The sequence below is a fragment of the Suicoccus acidiformans genome (genome assembly GCF_003546865.1).
Classification (GTDB): domain Bacteria; phylum Bacillota; class Bacilli; order Lactobacillales; family Aerococcaceae; genus Suicoccus; species Suicoccus acidiformans.
This window is the reverse complement of the sequence record NZ_CP023434.1, coordinates 2,125,672-2,143,416: the sequence shown is the minus strand read 5'-3', so window position 1 is coordinate 2,143,416 and position 17,745 is coordinate 2,125,672. Positions and strand designations below refer to the sequence as shown.

General features: G+C 35.4%; 18 protein-coding genes and 2 pseudogenes. 10 read left to right on the top strand and 10 right to left on the bottom strand.

All coding sequences use genetic code 11. The annotated features are described in order from the left end of the window. Window position 1: 1 nt before the first annotated feature. From CL176_RS10100 to CL176_RS10075, 6 genes and pseudogenes are all read left to right on the top strand, one after another. Window positions 2-2,179 (top strand): CD3337/EF1877 family mobilome membrane protein, encoded by a 2,178-nt coding sequence (locus CL176_RS10100; RefSeq protein ID WP_000804748.1) that lies wholly within the window; start codon window positions 2-4, stop codon window positions 2,177-2,179. Further along, window positions 2,176-3,177, top strand: coding sequence for a bifunctional lytic transglycosylase/C40 family peptidase (locus CL176_RS10095; protein ID WP_000769868.1), 1,002 nt, complete (start codon window positions 2,176-2,178; stop codon window positions 3,175-3,177). The genes CL176_RS10100 and CL176_RS10095 overlap by 4 nt, the downstream gene beginning before the upstream one ends. Next, window positions 3,174-4,106 carry a conjugal transfer protein gene (locus tag CL176_RS10090; protein WP_001224318.1) on the top strand — a complete coding sequence of 311 codons (933 nt, stop codon included), beginning with the start codon at window positions 3,174-3,176 and terminating at the stop codon, window positions 4,104-4,106. The genes CL176_RS10095 and CL176_RS10090 overlap by 4 nt, the downstream gene beginning before the upstream one ends. A gap of 313 nt (window positions 4,107-4,419) precedes the next feature. Continuing rightward, window positions 4,420-4,467 (top strand): annotated as a pseudogene (locus CL176_RS13110) (hypothetical protein); the annotation flags it as partial. Window positions 4,468-4,482: 15 nt separating this feature from the next. After that, entirely contained in the window at window positions 4,483-6,402 is a 1,920-nt protein-coding gene (tet(M), locus tag CL176_RS10080; protein WP_118991178.1) for a tetracycline resistance ribosomal protection protein Tet(M), read from the top strand. A gap of 118 nt (window positions 6,403-6,520) precedes the next feature. Beyond that, window positions 6,521-6,688, top strand: a complete 168-nt coding sequence (locus tag CL176_RS10075; protein ID WP_000336323.1) for a cysteine-rich KTR domain-containing protein — start codon at window positions 6,521-6,523, stop codon at window positions 6,686-6,688. Between the two features lie 59 nt (window positions 6,689-6,747). Here the strand turns inward: CL176_RS10075 and CL176_RS10070 are convergent, their stop codons facing one another. Then, window positions 6,748-7,101, bottom strand: a complete 354-nt coding sequence (locus CL176_RS10070; RefSeq protein ID WP_001227347.1) for a helix-turn-helix transcriptional regulator — start codon at window positions 7,099-7,101, stop codon at window positions 6,748-6,750. A gap of 504 nt (window positions 7,102-7,605) precedes the next feature. Between CL176_RS10070 and CL176_RS10060 the strand changes: the two genes are divergently transcribed. Together CL176_RS10060 and CL176_RS10055 are read left to right on the top strand one after the other, a co-directional pair. Beyond that, window positions 7,606-8,028 carry a sigma-70 family RNA polymerase sigma factor gene (locus CL176_RS10060; protein ID WP_000804885.1) on the top strand — a complete coding sequence of 141 codons (423 nt, stop codon included), beginning with the start codon at window positions 7,606-7,608 and terminating at the stop codon, window positions 8,026-8,028. Next, on the top strand, window positions 8,025-8,255 hold the full coding sequence (locus CL176_RS10055) for a helix-turn-helix domain-containing protein (RefSeq protein ID WP_000857133.1): 231 nt from the start codon (window positions 8,025-8,027) through the stop codon (window positions 8,253-8,255). The genes CL176_RS10060 and CL176_RS10055 overlap by 4 nt, the downstream gene beginning before the upstream one ends. Window positions 8,256-8,530: 275 nt before the next feature. On the opposite strand, the gene istB is transcribed toward CL176_RS10055, so the two are convergent. Together istB and istA are read right to left on the bottom strand one after the other, a co-directional pair. Further along, window positions 8,531-9,289: an IS21-like element helper ATPase IstB gene (gene istB, locus CL176_RS10050; protein WP_118989491.1), complete on the bottom strand. Its 759-nt coding sequence runs from the start codon at window positions 9,287-9,289 to the stop codon at window positions 8,531-8,533. Beyond that, window positions 9,286-10,842: an IS21 family transposase gene (gene istA, locus CL176_RS10045; protein ID WP_240430329.1), complete on the bottom strand. Its 1,557-nt coding sequence runs from the start codon at window positions 10,840-10,842 to the stop codon at window positions 9,286-9,288. The genes istB and istA overlap by 4 nt, the downstream gene beginning before the upstream one ends. Before the next feature lie 360 nt (window positions 10,843-11,202). On the opposite strand from istA, the gene CL176_RS10035 reads away from it, so the two are divergent. Together CL176_RS10035 and CL176_RS10030 are read left to right on the top strand one after the other, a co-directional pair. Next, window positions 11,203-11,406 (top strand): excisionase, encoded by a 204-nt coding sequence (locus CL176_RS10035; RefSeq protein WP_000814511.1) that lies wholly within the window; start codon window positions 11,203-11,205, stop codon window positions 11,404-11,406. Between the two features lie 81 nt (window positions 11,407-11,487). Next, window positions 11,488-12,705 (top strand): tyrosine-type recombinase/integrase, encoded by a 1,218-nt coding sequence (locus CL176_RS10030; protein WP_001291561.1) that lies wholly within the window; start codon window positions 11,488-11,490, stop codon window positions 12,703-12,705. 121 nt (window positions 12,706-12,826) lie between these two features. On the opposite strand, the gene CL176_RS10025 is transcribed toward CL176_RS10030, so the two are convergent. The 7 genes and pseudogenes from CL176_RS10025 to CL176_RS09995 all read right to left on the bottom strand — a co-directional run bounded on the left by CL176_RS10025 (window position 12,827) and on the right by CL176_RS09995 (window position 17,539). Continuing rightward, window positions 12,827-13,039 carry a PqqD family protein gene (locus CL176_RS10025; RefSeq protein ID WP_118991177.1) on the bottom strand — a complete coding sequence of 71 codons (213 nt, stop codon included), beginning with the start codon at window positions 13,037-13,039 and terminating at the stop codon, window positions 12,827-12,829. A gap of 25 nt (window positions 13,040-13,064) precedes the next feature. Beyond that, window positions 13,065-13,877 carry an ABC transporter permease gene (locus CL176_RS10020; protein ID WP_118991176.1) on the bottom strand — a complete coding sequence of 271 codons (813 nt, stop codon included), beginning with the start codon at window positions 13,875-13,877 and terminating at the stop codon, window positions 13,065-13,067. Continuing rightward, complete coding sequence (locus CL176_RS10015) at window positions 13,864-14,847, bottom strand: ABC transporter ATP-binding protein (RefSeq protein WP_118991175.1); 984 nt, start codon at window positions 14,845-14,847, stop codon at window positions 13,864-13,866. The genes CL176_RS10020 and CL176_RS10015 overlap by 14 nt, the downstream gene beginning before the upstream one ends. Further along, a complete protein-coding gene (locus CL176_RS10010) occupies window positions 14,848-15,654 on the bottom strand; it encodes an ABC transporter permease (protein WP_118991174.1) in 807 nt (268 codons plus the stop codon). A 19-nt stretch (window positions 15,655-15,673) separates the two neighbouring features. Continuing rightward, window positions 15,674-16,435, bottom strand: coding sequence for a CPBP family intramembrane glutamic endopeptidase (locus CL176_RS10005; protein WP_118991173.1), 762 nt, complete (start codon window positions 16,433-16,435; stop codon window positions 15,674-15,676). Window positions 16,436-16,678: 243 nt separating this feature from the next. Then, window positions 16,679-17,089 (bottom strand): annotated as a pseudogene (locus CL176_RS10000) (Rgg family transcriptional regulator); the annotation flags it as partial. Between the two features lie 12 nt (window positions 17,090-17,101). Beyond that, window positions 17,102-17,539 (bottom strand): helix-turn-helix domain-containing protein, encoded by a 438-nt coding sequence (locus tag CL176_RS09995; RefSeq protein ID WP_118991171.1) that lies wholly within the window; start codon window positions 17,537-17,539, stop codon window positions 17,102-17,104. Window positions 17,540-17,745: the final 206 nt, after the last annotated feature.

Genomic DNA, 17,745 nt, shown 5'->3' with positions numbered 1-17,745 from the left:
TGTGAAACCATCAATAGTAAACAGAATAAAATCAAACTGGACGCTGAAACGTCTAGGTAAAGTGGCAATGACAGTGGCTTTCACACTTGTGATTGCCATTTTTCTTTTAGCCATGCTGGGAACGGTGGTTCAAGCTGCGGGCTTGGTAGATGATACGGTCAATGTGGCAAATGAATACAGCCGATACCCACTTGAAAACTATCAACTGGATTTTTATGTGGATAATAGCTGGGGCTGGCTTCCGTGGAACTGGTCGGACGGGATTGGAAAACAGGTCATGTATGGACTATATGCCATTACCAATTTTATTTGGACAATCAGTTTGTATGTTTCCAATGCGACAGGTTACTTAGTACAGGAAGCCTATTCCTTAGACTTCATTTCCGCTACAGCAGATTCCATTGGTAAGAATATGCAGACCTTAGCTGGTGTGAGTGCAAACGGATTTTCAACAGAGGGTTTCTATGTTGGATTCCTCTTACTCTTGATTTTGGTTCTTGGGGTTTATGTTGCCTATACGGGACTGATAAAGAGAGAAACCACAAAGGCAATTCATGCCATTATGAATTTTGTGCTGGTGTTTATCCTATCGGCTTCCTTTATTGCCTACGCTCCCGACTACATTAAAAAAATCAATGACTTTTCATCAGACATCAGTAATGCCAGTTTATCACTTGGCACGAAGATTGTCATGCCCCATTCCGATAGTCAAGGCAAGGACAGCGTGGACTTAATCAGAGATAGCCTGTTTTCCATACAGGTTCAGCAACCGTGGCTACTGCTTCAATACAACAGTTCAGACATTGAAAGTATCGGTATTGACCGTGTGGAAAGCCTGCTCTCCACCAGCCCAGATTCCAACAATGGCGAAGACAGAGAAAAAATTGTTGCGGAAGAAATTGAAGACAGAAGCAATACCAATCTAACCATTACAAAGACCATTAACCGTTTAGGTACAGTCTTCTTCCTATTTGTCTTCAATATTGGGATTTCCATATTTGTATTCCTATTAACAGGAATCATGATTTTCTCGCAGGTACTTTTTATCATCTATGCTATGTTTCTGCCTGTGAGCTTTATTTTAAGCATGATTCCATCATTTGATGGTATGTCAAAACGAGCCATAACAAAGCTCTTTAATACCATTTTGACACGAGCTGGAATCACATTGATTATTACGACAGCATTTAGTATTTCAACCATGCTCTATACCTTATCGGCTGGTTATCCGTTCTTTTTGATTGCTTTTCTACAGATTGTGACCTTTGCAGGAATCTACTTCAAGCTGGGCGATTTAATGAGTATGTTTTCTCTACAGAGTAACGATTCTCAAAGTGTGGGAAGTCGTGTGATGAGAAAACCTCGTATGCTTATGCACGCTCACATGCACCGTCTACAGCGGAAACTTGGACGTTCCATGACTACTCTAGGGGCTGGGTCTGCCATTGTTACAGGTAAAAAAGGACAGTCGGGTTCGGGGAGTTCTGCAAGGACACAAGCAGATCACTCCCGACCAGACGGAAAGGAAAAATCAACACTTGGAAAACGTATCGGTCAAACCATCGGTACAGTAGCTGATACCAAAGACAGAATGGTAGACACTGCTAGTGGTTTGAAAGAACAGGTTAAAGATTTGCCGACCAATGCAAGATATGCAGTATATCAAGGAAAATCCAAAGTAAAAGAGAATGTCCGTGATTTAACCAGTAGTATTTCTCAAACCAAAGCGGACAGAGCCAGTGGACGCAAGGAACAGCAGGAACAAAGGCGAAAAACCATTGCGAAGCGTCGCTCTGAAATGGAACAGGTCAAACAGAAAAAACAGCCTGCTTCTTCTGTTCATGAAAGACCGACTACAAGACAAGAACAATATCATGATGAACAGACCTCAAAACAGTCTAATATTCAGACTTCATATAAGGAATCTCAACAAGCCAAACAAGAGCGTCCAGCAGTTAAGTCCGATTTTTCAAGTCCAAAAGTGGAACGCCAAGGCAATACCGTTCAAGAAAAAACCGTTCAAAAGCCAGCAACTTCAACCACTACAGCAGATAGAACTTCACAACGTCCAATCACAAAAGAACGTCCGTCTACTGTTCAAAGAGTACCACTACAAAATACAAGAAGTAGACCACCAATCAAAACCGCCACCATTAAGAAAGTCGGTAAGAAACCATGAAGTTGAAAACTTTAGTGATTGGTGGTTCTGGATTATTCTTGATGGTCTTCTCACTGCTTCTGTTTGTTGCCATTTTATTTTCAGATGAACAGGACAGCGGAATTTCCAATATTCATTATGGAGGTGTGAATGTTTCCGCAGAAGTGCTGGCTCATAAGCCTATGGTAGAAAAATATGCCAAAGAATATGGCGTTGAAGAATATGTCAACATACTTCTTGCGATTATACAGGTGGAATCGGGCGGTACTGCGGAAGATGTTATGCAGTCCTCGGAATCCCTCGGTCTTCCACCTAATTCATTGAGTACAGAAGAATCCATTAAGCAAGGTGTGAAGTATTTCAGTGAATTATTAGCCAGTAGCGAAAGGCTCAGTGTAGATTTAGAATCGGTTATCCAGTCCTACAATTATGGTGGTGGTTTCTTAGGGTATGTGGCTAATCGTGGAAATAAATATACCTTTGAACTGGCTCAAAGTTTCTCAAAAGAGTATTCAGGTGGCGAAAAAGTGTCTTACCCCAATCCCATAGCCATACCTATCAATGGGGGCTGGCGATACAACTATGGCAATATGTTTTATGTGCAACTGGTAACGCAGTATCTTGTCACAACAGAGTTTGATGATGATACGGTACAAGCCATCATGGACGAAGCACTGAAATATGAGGGCTGGCGATACGTTTACGGTGGAGCTTCCCCGACTACTTCTTTTGATTGTAGCGGACTGACACAATGGACGTATGGAAAAGCTGGAATTAACTTACCACGAACCGCACAACAGCAATATGATGTGACCCAGCATATCCCACTATCGGAAGCACAAGCTGGCGATTTGGTTTTCTTTCATTCTACCTATAACGCTGGCTCTTATATTACTCATGTTGGGATATACCTTGGCAATAACCGTATGTTTCATGCAGGCGACCCAATCGGTTATGCCGACTTAACAAGCCCCTACTGGCAACAGCATTTAGTGGGAGCAGGACGAATCAAACAATGAGAAAGGAAGATTTAATGATGAAATTTAGAAAAAATCAGAATAAAGAAAAACAGATACCAAAGGAAAAGAAACCTCGTGTCTATAAGGTCAATCCTCATAAAAAGGTTGTGATTGCCTTGTGGGTACTTTTAGGGCTTAGTTTCAGCTTTGCGATATTCAAGCACTTTACAGCTATAGATACTCATACTATTCACGAAACAACTATCATAGAAAAGGAATACGTTGATACTCATCATGTAGAAAATTTTGTAGAGAACTTTGCGAAAGTCTACTATTCATGGGAGCAATCCGATAAGTCCATTGATAATCGAATGGAAAGTCTAAAAGGCTATCTGACAGATGAACTTCAAGCTCTCAATGTTGATACAGTACGCAAAGATATTCCTGTATCGTCTTCTGTAAGAGGATTTCAGATATGGACGGTAGAGCCAACTGGCGACAATGAGTTTAATGTAACCTACAGTGTAGACCAGCTCATTACAGAGGGAGAAAATACAAAGACCGTCCACTCTGCTTATATAGTGAGTGTCTATGTAGATGGTTCTGGAAATATGGTACTGGTTAAGAATCCGACCATTACCAACATACCTAAGAAATCAAGTTATAAACCAAAAGCCATTGAAAGTGAGGGGACGGTTGATTCCATTACAACCAATGAAATCAATGAGTTTTTAACGACGTTCTTCAAGCTCTATCCTACAGCGACAGCCAGTGAACTTTCCTACTATGTGAATGACGGGATATTAAAACCAATCGGAAAAGAGTACATCTTTCAAGAACTGGTAAATCCTATTCACAATCGTAAGGATAATCAAGTCACGGTATCGCTGACAGTGGAGTATATCGACCAGCAGACCAAAGCAACGCAGGTATCTCAATTTGATTTGGTACTTGAAAAGAACGGGAGTAATTGGAAGATTATAGAATAACAAATATTGGTACATTATTACAGCTATTTTGTAATCACGTACTCTCTTTGATAAAAAATTGGAGATTCCTTTACAAATATGCTCTTACGTGCTATTATTTAAGTATCTATTTAAAAGGAGTTAATAAATATGCGGCAAGGTATTATTAAATAAACTGTCAATTTGATAGCGGGAACAAATAATTGGATGTCCTTTTTTAGGAGGGCTTAGTTTTTTGTACCCAGTTTAAGAATACCTTTATCATGTGATTCTAAAGTATCCGGAGAATATCTGTATGCTTTGTATGCCTATGGTTATGCATAAAAATCCCAGTGATAAGAGTATTTATCACTGGGATTTTTATGCCCTTTTGGGCTTTTGAATGGAGGAAAATCACATGAAAATTATTAATATTGGAGTTTTAGCTCATGTTGATGCAGGAAAAACTACCTTAACAGAAAGCTTATTATATAACAGTGGAGCGATTACAGAATTAGGAAGCGTGGACAAAGGTACAACGAGGACGGATAATACGCTTTTAGAACGTCAGAGAGGAATTACAATTCAGACAGGAATAACCTCTTTTCAGTGGGAAAATACGAAGGTGAACATCATAGACACGCCAGGACATATGGATTTCTTAGCAGAAGTATATCGTTCATTATCAGTTTTAGATGGGGCAATTCTACTGATTTCTGCAAAAGATGGCGTACAAGCACAAACTCGTATATTATTTCATGCACTTAGGAAAATGGGGATTCCCACAATCTTTTTTATCAATAAGATTGACCAAAATGGAATTGATTTATCAACGGTTTATCAGGATATTAAAGAGAAACTTTCTGCCGAAATTGTAATCAAACAGAAGGTAGAACTGTATCCTAATGTGTGTGTGACGAACTTTACCGAATCTGAACAATGGGATACGGTAATAGAGGGAAACGATGACCTTTTAGAGAAATATATGTCCGGTAAATCATTAGAAGCATTGGAACTCGAACAAGAGGAAAGCATAAGATTTCAGAATTGTTCTCTGTTCCCTCTTTATCATGGAAGTGCAAAAAGTAATATAGGGATTGATAACCTTATAGAAGTTATTACTAATAAATTTTATTCATCAACACATCGAGGTCCGTCTGAACTTTGCGGAATTGTTTTCAAAATTGAATATACAAAAAAAAGACAACGTCTTGCATATATACGCCTTTATAGTGGAGTACTACATTTACGAGATTCGGTTAGAGTATCAGAAAAAGAAAAAATAAAAGTTACAGAAATGTATACTTCAATAAATGGTGAATTATGTAAGATTGATAGAGCTTATTCTGGAGAAATTGTTATTTTGCAAAATGAGTTTTTGAAGTTAAATAGTGTTCTTGGAGATACAAAACTATTGCCACAGAGAAAAAAGATTGAAAATCCGCACCCTCTACTACAAACAACTGTTGAACCGAGTAAACCTGAACAGAGAGAAATGTTGCTTGATGCCCTTTTGGAAATCTCAGATAGTGATCCGCTTCTACGATATTACGTGGATTCTACGACACATGAAATTATACTTTCTTTCTTAGGGAAAGTACAAATGGAAGTGATTAGTGCACTGTTGCAAGAAAAGTATCATGTGGAGATAGAACTAAAAGAGCCTGCAGTCATTTATATGGAGAGACCGTTAAAAAATGCAGAATATACCATTCACATCGAAGTGCCGCCAAATCCTTTCTGGGCTTCCATTGGTTTATCTGTATCACCGCTTCCGTTGGGAAGTGGAATGCAGTATGAGAGCTCGGTTTCTCTTGGATACTTAAATCAATCATTTCAAAATGCAGTTATGGAAGGGATACGCTATGGTTGTGAACAAGGATTGTATGGTTGGAATGTGACGGACTGTAAAATCTGTTTTAAGTATGGCTTATACTATAGCCCTGTTAGTACCCCAGCAGATTTTCGGATGCTTGCTCCTATTGTATTGGAACAAGTCTTAAAAAAAGCTGGAACAGAATTGTTAGAGCCATATCTTAGTTTTAAAATTTATGCGCCACAGGAATATCTTTCACGAGCATACAACGATGCTCCTAAATATTGTGCGAACATCGTAGACACTCAATTGAAAAATAATGAGGTCATTCTTAGTGGAGAAATCCCTGCTCGGTGTATTCAAGAATATCGTAGTGATTTAACTTTCTTTACAAATGGACGTAGTGTTTGTTTAACAGAGTTAAAAGGGTACCATGTTACTACCGGTGAACCTGTTTGCCAGCCCCGTCGTCCAAATAGTCGGATAGATAAAGTACGATATATGTTCAATAAAATAACTTAGTGTATTTTATGTTGTTATATAAATATGGTTTCTTGTTAAATAAGATGAAATATTTTTTAATAAAGATTTGAATTAAAGTGTAAAGGAGGAGATAGTTATTATAAACTACAAGTGGATATTGTGTCCTGTATGTGGAAATAAAACACGATTAAAGATAAGGGAAGATACTGAATTAAAAAAATTCCCCCTCTATTGTCCGAAATGCAGACAAGAAAATTTAATTGAAATAAAGCAGTTCAAAGTAACTGTGATTACAGAGCCAGACGCAAAGACGCAGAGCCGATAAAATGAGATTAATACAATCTCATTTTATCGGCTCTTTCCGTTATGTATGGATTCTTTTAATTAGTCTTCGATGTTTCTTGCTTCGTTGATACCGCTGGCTAAAGATTCCATTAAGGATAGTTCTTTGTCTGTAAAGCTATCCATGTATTTCTCTATCTGTAATCGTCGGGTGCTTTTTACCAAGTTATTAGCAGGTAAGAAAAATTCATCAACGGAAACATGAAGTAACGATACAAGGTCATAAAGAACTTGTATGCTGGGGTGTTGCCCTTTATTTTCAATATTAGTTAAGTACCGTGGGTCAATTTCAATCAATGCTCCCACTTGTTCACGAGTTAAACCTCGTTTCAATCGAGCTTCTTTAATGGCTAAACCAAAGGCTCTAAAATCATATTTATCTTCTTTTTTACGCATAGTAGACCACCTCTATACATTTTATTGTTCCTACTGAATTAAAAACAGGTATAGAAAAACGTGTTATATGGTTTATAGGTTTATATTTAATAAAAAGCACTACTAAACGCCAATAAAAAAAACCGTTATATGGTAGTGCTATTTACGCTGTTAAAATATTGTATATTACTTCCAAATGGCGGTTTGTTGGAGGTCAACGTCGCCATGAAGTACATCATATACAATAAATTTCCTTACATTGGGTTCTTGTCAAAAAAAGTCGTCTATCTGCAATAGATAAGTACGTCCACCAATGTGGTTTTATAAATCATATAGATAGAATAACAGAAGCATGTAAACAGAGAAATAAATCTGTTTATATGCTTTTTTGGCTATTCAGAACTTTTTTACAAAGTTTATTTATCAGTAATGCAACAAATCCCCCTTTCACATTGGGACTAAGAGTGAAAGGAGATAAACGAGCAAGGCTCACTTCCTTTCCTAGACAGAAAGGGGGTGAGAAACATGAAACCATCTTCTTTTCAGACCACAATAGAAAATCAGTTTGACTATATCTGTAAACGTGCTATGGAAGACGAGCGAAAGAATTATATGCTTTATCTTTCAAGGATTGCAAAGCGTGAGGTGTCCTTTTCGGATGTTGGCGATTATCTTGTTAGCCAGTTTGCGACAACAGATAACTATTCAACTGACTTTCAGATTTTTACACTCAATGGGTTATCAGTAGGCGTTGAAAATGATTTGTTGAGTGAAGCATTACGTGAGTTGCCAGACAAGAAACGTGAAATTCTACTGCTGTTTTACTTTATGGACATGAGCGATTCAGAAATTGCAGACCTGTTGAAATTGAACCGTTCTACTGTCTATCGGCATAGAACCAGTGGACTAGCCTTAATTAAAAAGTTTATGGAGGAATTTGAAGAATGAAAACACAATATCCTATGATTCCCTTTCCTCTCATTGTAAAGGCAACAGATGGCGATACCGAAGCGATTAACCAGATTCTACATCATTACAGAGGGTACATAACGAAGCGTTCCCTACGACTTATGAAAGATGAATATGGCAATCAAAGTATGGTCGTTGATGAAGTCTTACGTGGAAGAATGGAAACCAGACTGATTACAAAGATTTTGTCATTTGAAATTAAGTAATATCCTCTCTCCTTTCGTGGAAGCGTGCTAAACCATTCCACGCTTCCCGAACAGGGAGGTTTGTTATTCCACCAAAGCATATTGAGCTTTCAATGTGTTTTGATAGGCTAACGAGCCATTGTTCTTTGAAAACTGAATAAAAGTAATCGAATACGTTTCGATAAGAAAAGAGCCAACGGAACTAACCGCCATGACCTATCTTATAAAGATAGCGAGCGATTGTTACCGTCAAGTAAAATTTTCCACTTTTTGCTAAATAATATTTTCCACTTCTGCTAAGTTTCAGCGGAAAAAATTTTCTGATTATTTTTCATGCGGTAACTATCACCGTTTAGATTAATCACCTCTACTCTGTGTAAAATTCGGTCTAATATAGCCGTTGTAATGCCAGGATCACCAATTAGCTCACCCCAGTGATCTGGGGCTTTATTTGAGCTAATTATTAGCGATGAATGTTCATATAATTGACTTATCAACTGGAAAAACAAGTTCGCTTCATAAGTTTCCATCGCCATATACATTAAATCATCAACGATGACTAAATCGGCCTGGCGTATGCGGTTCAGTTGAATTTGCGATTTGCGTGTGAATTCTTCAGTTTTTAAATAGGTCATTAATTGCCCCATAGTCACGAACATCACTCGATAGCCTTGTTCAATCGCCTCAATGCCAAGGCCTACACTTAAAGCCGTCTTGCCAACGCCTGGAGGTCCCAGTAAAATCAAATTGAACTGGTCATCAATCCAAGTTAGTTCGCCTAATTGCTTTAATTGTCGCTGGCTTAGACTCTGTTGAGCCTGAATATCAAATTGTGACAAACGTTTATGATAGGGAAATTGTGCCCATTTCATATACCGTTCTACACGCTTGGCGTCTCGTTGTGTTTGTTCGTATCTTACCAACTCCGTTAAAAATTCCAAATAGGTCAAGTTGTCTTGCTCTGCTTGCCTTAACAGTATCGGTAACTGTTGCGCTGTTTCACCTAATTTCAGCTGCTTGAAGCTCTCTTGAAGGTCACTGACAGACTGTGTCATTTGTGTTCACTCCCTTTCAGAATGTCTGTATATATTGACATGGGTCTAGTCGTTACATAATAGGTATCCCTCATTGTATTATCACTAGATCCATCAATATCAATGCGTTCAGATGCTTCGCGCTGCTTTAAAGATTGAACTATCAAGCGTAGATCATTTGCGCTGTATAAGTTGAGCTTGTCACATTGGTGTATCCCTTTAATAGCGATGTTTATATCGTCATCTACAACCGATTGAATCATCGTCAGTTGATCAATTTGATAACGAGGATAGTTCTTACAAACGGTCTTCACATAGCGAGTCGCAATCGTATCTGTTTGAAGCTGCTTTAGTAATGACTCTTTCAAATGTTGTGAACTTCGGTTTTTGTCACGACAGTGGCTTTTCTTTTGGATTAATGCTCCTTTTCCTTGATTTAATTTGTGCGTGGCTATCACTTCCTGTGTAACAGGATGTATCACTGATAGTTCTTCATCAGTCAGTGACACTAAGCATTGATTGTGAGGCAATGCGCCATACGTTCCAAGCGGAACGGAATATCGATTACTCTTATACATGACTGTATTGTCTTTACTAATTTTTCTTGTTATACTTGTGTTAATCACATCTGGAAATGTGTTTAATTGAGGGACCTGGATTAAGTATTCTTTTTCGGTAGCGAATACTTCTCTGGGTCTTTTTTTCGTTACTTCATGTTTCTTCTCATTGCCTGTTCGCTCGAGCCATCGGATGGCACGTTTATTCCAATTATCAAGATTAGAATATACGCGACTATCAGCAAAGTTTTGTTTTACATATTTCACCATACTTTCAATTTTTCCTTTAGATTCAGGATCCGCTGCACGACACAAGCTGACTTTAAAGCCTCTTTCATTGACATACTGTTGAAAGCGACATGTTAATATTAAATCTCCCGCATTCTCTGATACAGATATGATCCGGTCTTGGTCATAGACAATCTCTTCAGTTCGTCCACCAAAGTACTGGAAGGCTAACTCATGGCCACGAATGGCATCTTGAGTTGTGAAGGGACGGTCTAGCCAATACATATATTTGTATCGAGAATGCGACAGAATAAAGCACATTACGTATAGCTTAATGCTTGTTCCTTTATCTGTCTTCTGTGTACTCTCACCCCAATCTACTTGTATTTGTTGGCCCATTGGCAGTTCGGGCACTGCTTGATACTGTCGCGGACTTTCCTGCTTAGGTATTTGATGTACCTCTCTAAGGTGCGTGACATATAGTCGCACAGTACTATCACCGACTTTCAAATCCGGAAAGCGTTCCAATAACCAATCCTTGACTTGAGCACTGCTAAGATGAGGGTATTCCCTCAACCATTCGAGTATCCACTCTTGGTACTCATCAAGAATTTTCTTACGCTTTCCTTGCTTATGACTCCAGTCTTCTGCTTCCTCAAAGGACATACTTAAATATTTCCGGACTGTTGGCCTGGATAGACCGAGTGTCTTAGCTATTTGAGAAATCTTCATCTTTTTCTCATAAAGCTGCTTAACTTGAATATATAGCATTAATTTTGCTCCTATCATAGATTCACCTCATTCAATATTGAAAATAATATTGTACAAGATGATCCAGTAAATGAGTAGCAAAAGTGGAAAAACTTAATTAGCAGAAACTGGTAACTTTAGTTTAGCATTTACAGCGATTCATGTTAGTGATCCGAGAAGCAATCTTTAGCAGGATTGCCTGCAACGACATTCTTATCGTGATAATGATACTCCCATACAGTCAATAGTCCGAGCGTGATAAAACCGTCGCAGGCAATGAGTATGGCTACATGAGAACCATGCAGGGGTGGAACTCCCGTGAGCTTTGCTAAAGCTGTTCGATTGCTGGTAAAACAACTTTTATGAAATCCAAATAAGTGATTTGGAAAGGAGGATTTTATGAAGCAGACTGACATTCCTATTTGGGAACGTTATACCCTAACCATTGAAGAAGCGTCAAAATATTTTCGTATTGGCGAAAACAAGCTACGACGCTTGGCAGAGGAAAATAAAAATGCAAATTGGCTGATTATGAATGGCAATCGTATTCAGATTAAACGAAAACAATTTGAAAAAATTATAGATACATTGGACGCAATCTAGCGTCGCCAAAGGGTCTTGTATATGATAAAATAGTATTAAGTCGTATCAAGGCTCTTTCCATAAAGGAAAGGAGCAAATGCCATGTCAGAAAAAAGACGTGACAATAAAGGTCGAATCTTAAAGACTGGAGAGAGCCAACGAAAAGACGGAAGATACTTATACAAATATATAGATTCATTTGGAGAACCGCAATTTGTTTACTCGTGGAAACTTGTGGCTACAGACCGAGTACCAGCAGGAAAGCGTGATTGTATCTCACTTAGAGAGAAAATCGCAGAGTTACAGAAAGACATTCATGATGGTATTGATGTTGTAGGAAAGAAAATGACACTCTGCCAGCTTTACGCAAAACAGAACGCTCAAAGACCAAAGGTTAGAAAAAACACTGAAACTGGACGCAAATATCTTATGGATATTTTGAAGAAAGACAAGTTAGGTGTAAGAAGTATTGACAGTATTAAGCCATCAGACGCTAAAGAATGGGCTATTAGAATGAGTGAAAATGGTTATGCTTATCAAACCATCAATAACTACAAACGTTCTTTAAAGGCTTCATTCTATATTGCTATACAAGATGATTGTGTTCGGAAGAATCCATTTGACTTTCAACTGAAAGCAGTTCTTGATGATGATACTGTCCCTAAGACCGTACTAACAGAAGAACAGGAAGAAAAACTGTTAGCCTTTGCAAAAGCTGATAAAACCTACAGCAAAAATTATGATGAAATTCTGATACTCTTAAAAACAGGTCTTCGTATTTCAGAGTTTGGTGGTTTGACACTTCCAGATTTAGATTTTGAGAATCGTCTTGTCAATATAGACCATCAGCTATTGAGAGATACTGAAATTGGGTACTACATTGAAACACCAAAGACCAAAAGTGGCGAACGTCAAGTTCCTATGGTTGAAGAAGCCTATCAAGCATTTAAGCGAGTGTTAGCGAATCGAAAGAATGATAAGCGTGTTGAGATTGATGGATATAGTGATTTCCTCTTTCTTAATAGAAAGAACTATCCAAAAGTGGCAAGTGATTACAACGGCATGATGAAAGGTCTTGTTAAGAAATACAATAAGTATAACGAGGATAAATTGCCACACATCACTCCACATAGTTTGCGACATACATTCTGTACCAACTATGCAAATGCAGGAATGAATCCAAAGGCATTACAGTACATTATGGGACATGCTAATATAGCCATGACGCTGAACTATTACGCACATGCAACATTCGATTCTGCAATGGCAGAAATGAAACGCTTGAATAAAGAGAAGCAACAGGAGCGTCTTGTTGCTTAGTAGTACAAATGAATTTACTACTTATTTACCACTTCTGACAGCTAAGACATGAGGAAATATGCAAAGAAACGTGAAGTATCTTCCTACAGTAAAAATACTCGAAAGCACATAGAATAAGGCTTTACGAGCATTTAAGAAAATATAAAAAGATAATTAGAAATTTATACTTTGTTTTTGCTAAAACAATTGCAATATCTTCGACCGTGTTCTTACCATTACATAAATCAAAAATTCTAGCTCCAACTTCATTAACCTCATAAACGTCAATAGTATCAGTAATAATGAATTTTTCTTCAACCTTTGCTAAATAAGTCTTTAAACTTTTTGAATACATACAAATAATCCTCTCTCCTTTTCAATTAGTAAACAAATAATTTTCCAGTTACCTTATTTCTCTTATAAGCTTCTTTAGAAATAATAATAGTAATAATCACCAAGCCCGATAAAACTATTATGAAGCCTCCCCAAATACTTGGTGATACATGCTCTTTAAAAAATATTCCTCTGACCATATATAAACAGTACGTTGATGGAAAAATAAATGACACAATTCTTCCAATTACTGGAAATGCACTTACTGGGATACTTGTCCCTGATAAAATTCTCATAGGCTCATCACAAATTGTAAACAAGTAATTTGAATCTCTAGAAGTTAAAAATAGTGAATTTATAAAAGCCCCCCAAATGGCTGATGAAATAATAATCACCATTAATGATAGCAAACAAGAACAAATCAACTCAACAGAAATTGTTCCAACTATTACAAATAAAATTGTAATAAAGGATAAAAACATTCCAATATTCGTTAAAATTCCACCTAGGGCACGTCCCAACAAGAAATTAGTTAAAGAAGTAGGAGTTATAAAAACCGCTTCTAAAGTTCCATTTTGTCGTTCAAATGTTAATAGAAAAGCACTTTGTACCATCGACCAATAGCAGTTATATACCAATGTCCCCGTTATAAGAAATACTAACAAATCCGTTTGATTCTCTATTTCGAATCTTTTAAGAGAAGATAAATCAAACGATTTATAGGTATAAAAAGTCTGGAAAAAAATTATAATTGGCCAAACTACTAAGGACATAACATTACTTAACGAATTTTGATAATTCTTTTGTTGTTTTATAATTTCTGCTTTCAACATTATAAATTCTTCTTTAATATTTATCATGCCAAATCTCCATTAGTGAATCCTCCAATGATGGTTCAACTATACTTATAGATTCAATAGAAATACTACTATAACTACTACATACAGATAGAAATTCTTGAATGATATTATTCTTTGATTTTAGAATAATCGACTCATCATTATCCCAAATACTCTTAACAGGAATATCTAATTTATTAACTGCCTCTTTCACATCTCTTTCGTCTTTTTTACCAAATTTAACTTTTACAAGTTTTTCTGGACTAACACTTTTAACTATTTCGGATGGAGAACCCTCTTTTAAAATTGTCCCATTGTCCAATAAATAAATATAATCACATAATTCTTCTACCTCCTTTAAATAATGAGTTGTTAAAAGAATTCCCTTATTTAATTCCTTTGCAAGTTTTAAGACATAATGTCGTAACTCTTTTGCAATTACAATATCTAATCCTAAGGTAGGCTCATCTAATAAAATATAATCTGGATTATTTATTAATCCTTTAGCAATTTGAAGTCTTTGCTTCATTCCTTTAGAATACTTTTCGACAGGAACATCTGACGAGTCCTCTAGTTTAACAATCTTTAAACACTCTTCAATTCGATTGTTCAGTTCCTTTTTATCAATCCCATAAAGACTTCCAAAATATTCTAAATTTTCTTTTCCTGTCAATCTCCAATATAAATTTCTCTCTCCCCCTGAAATAACATTAATCTTTTTTTTGGTCTCTTTTTCATCACTATTAGTATTAATACCATCAATTAGTATCTCACCTTTACTAGGTGTTAATAATGTTGAGAGCATTCTAATAGTAGTTGTTTTCCCTGCACCATTTATGCCAAGTAATCCCACTATTTTTCCTTTAGGAATTTGTATATCAATTCCCTTAATAACATCTTTTCTCTGCCTATTTTTGTTTAAAAATCTTTTAAAAAAGTTTTTTTCGTTATTCTCATAATAACTTTTATACACTTGCTTCATTTCTAACATTTATGAAAAGACCTCCTCAATTAGCTTTCTTTCTAATTTTTCAAACCATCTATATCCTAAATAAAAAATAATCACTCCTTCTATAATTGCTAGAATACTTGAAAATACCGTAGATGTACTGATATTGCCAGTCGATACATCTCGTAAAACATTAATCGCATGAGTCAACGGTATCAAATTACTAAAAAATTGTAATTGCTTTGGAAGATAAGTAACAGGAAACGATACTCCTGATAAAAAACTTAATATAATAAAAAGTGTATTTTGGCTTATGAACGTATCCCTTGTATATACCATAATGTTGGAAAGGATTAAAGTCATTGAAAAACTCACTATTGCAATAAAAAATACTAATAAAAACATACTAATAATATTTTCAAAATTATACCTAACTCCTAGAAATAATGAAAAAATAATAACTAAAAAAAATTCTATAATTGATCGTCCAAGTTGTTCTACGAAAGTCCCTAGAAAGTAACCCAATCTAGAAGCTGGGGATAGAAGAAACGAATCAATAGTTCCTTCACGAATCTCTGAAATAAGACTTCGTCCAACATTCATCAATGTTGCAATAGAAACTGCATAAGCTCCATATCCCAGTGAAACAAACAATAAATAATTCATTCCTGAAGCCTTATTAGAAAATTCATTCCCTATTTTTCCATTGAAAACAAAATAATATAGTAGCACTGGCGTTAATAAAGCGAAAATTGAACTTAAAACACGTTGAAGAATAAATGAGACGGGGTATGCACGTAATATTGAGATACGATTTTTTTTATACACAGATTTAATTATATTTAACATTTCTATAGATACTCCTATTCTAATAATCATCAAAGAAAGGTTCATCATTTTCATAATGTCGTTGCTGATATTTCAATCTCTTCAAAATAAAAAATATTTCTGGGAAATTATAGGTTATGTGTAATATCAAAGGATAAAATAGTGAGTCTGTTATCAAAAAAATGTTTCCAGAAAGCATACTCAGAATAAACTGTGATACATAATTTCTATAAGTAAACATTGTCGTTGCCCATCTATTTAAATAGTGTGCACTGACAAATAAAAAACCAGACAATATTAAAATCAGAATTTTTAAATAATGGTTGTAGTCCTTCAACTCACTAAGAATAAAGAATCGAAAATACATCTCTTCTGCAAAAATACTATATAACATAGTTAAAATAGTTAAAAATACCTCTCTTTTTGAGATATTTAAATTAAAAGTGGGACTTGATAGCTTCAGCTCATAATCCTTACAATGTAACAAAAATAAAGTTACTACTAAGAAAATAAAACTTAACAAAAAACTTACGAAGCTCATTGAGTCCCCTACAGCGAATGAAATCCCCTTGACTTGAAACAAAAAAGCTGGGAGCAGCATTGGTAGCCCAAAAAGAATTACTTGTAGCCAGTAAGAATAATTAACTTTCTGTCTTAATAATGGTAAAAAAGTAATAACTACAACTAATAAAAAAAATGAAAATAGTATCCTAAAAAAATATTGACCAAAACCAAGTGTACCAATAACACTCAACAATAATAACGTAAGAACTATTAGTGACAATTTCTGTTTTTTTAACATTTTATCAACCTCAAAATTATAAAAATATGGAACAAAATCGCTTTTGCTCCATATTTCGTCCCGAAAGAAAAATTGAATGATAGTTTAAGCTACGATAATTGCCACAACTGTAGCAATAATCTTAGTATCTTCAATTTTTTCAATTGTTGGTTTTTGATACATAATGCTTCCTCCATAAAAAATAAGATTGAGGTCGTCACCTCAATCTTATTTTATAACTACAATTGTATTATCCTTTATTTTTTACATATTCACAAAATCACTAATTGAACTAAATAATTTTTCTGCGGTTCCTAAACAATCCAACTTTTTTAACATATCAATATATTCTAACATCAATTTCATTGAATCTTTATCTCCTCTTTTAAAAGAATAAAATGCTTTATTAAAACGAAGTATAATTCTCTCAAATACATCTGCTTCCGATAATTGGAGAGAATCTAAAATATTCATAAATTTTAGTGCTTGAGCTAGACAGTCACTTTCAATGCAAATCGTAACAACATTTAAAAGCATTTGATAAATCTTTCTGCGATTCTCTAACAACTCATCGTAAAATTGCACTCGACTAAGCATTTCAGACGACAAAGTTACTAAGGTATCAATAGTAAGAACGTTCACACTATTAATGAACAACCACAATTCATACCGCCCCCACTGTTCAACCTAAAAAAGATAATCAACTAAAAAGTTTACATCTTTTTTAGGAACTTTTCTGCTTTGATCACATGTATATATAACTATTTTCACTATTACACTATTTAAATATAAAGATTTTTTATTAGGATACTTGAGTTTTTCCATCTCTAAATTATTTAAAAATTTATTTAATTTCAAATAGTTATTATTTAGGTATGCTTCAAATAACTCTTTATTAAATCTAATATCATCTGTAAGAGTATAATTATTATATATAACTTGAAATTCATCTAACAATACGTTTATATTATCCAAGCATTGAAAAAATGAATCAATAGATATACTACTCTGCCCTCTCTCAAACCTTGATAATTGTGCCATAGATATAGCACCTTCTGAAGCCTCTCTTAAAGAAAGATTTTTTGATTCTCGCAATATTTTAAAGATTTCCCCAAACTCTTTCAACTCATCCCCTCACTTTTACAGATATACAAAAAAGAAAAACTAGAATCCAATAATATGCTAGAATGCCTTTAATTAATAAGAAGGAGTTTTTAAGCATGAAAAAAATTATCAAATTCACTATTATGCTTCTCATATTTGTGACAATCTAAAATGATTTAACACTGCCATTATAACATTTTAAACAATTTGTTTCTAGTCATAACTGC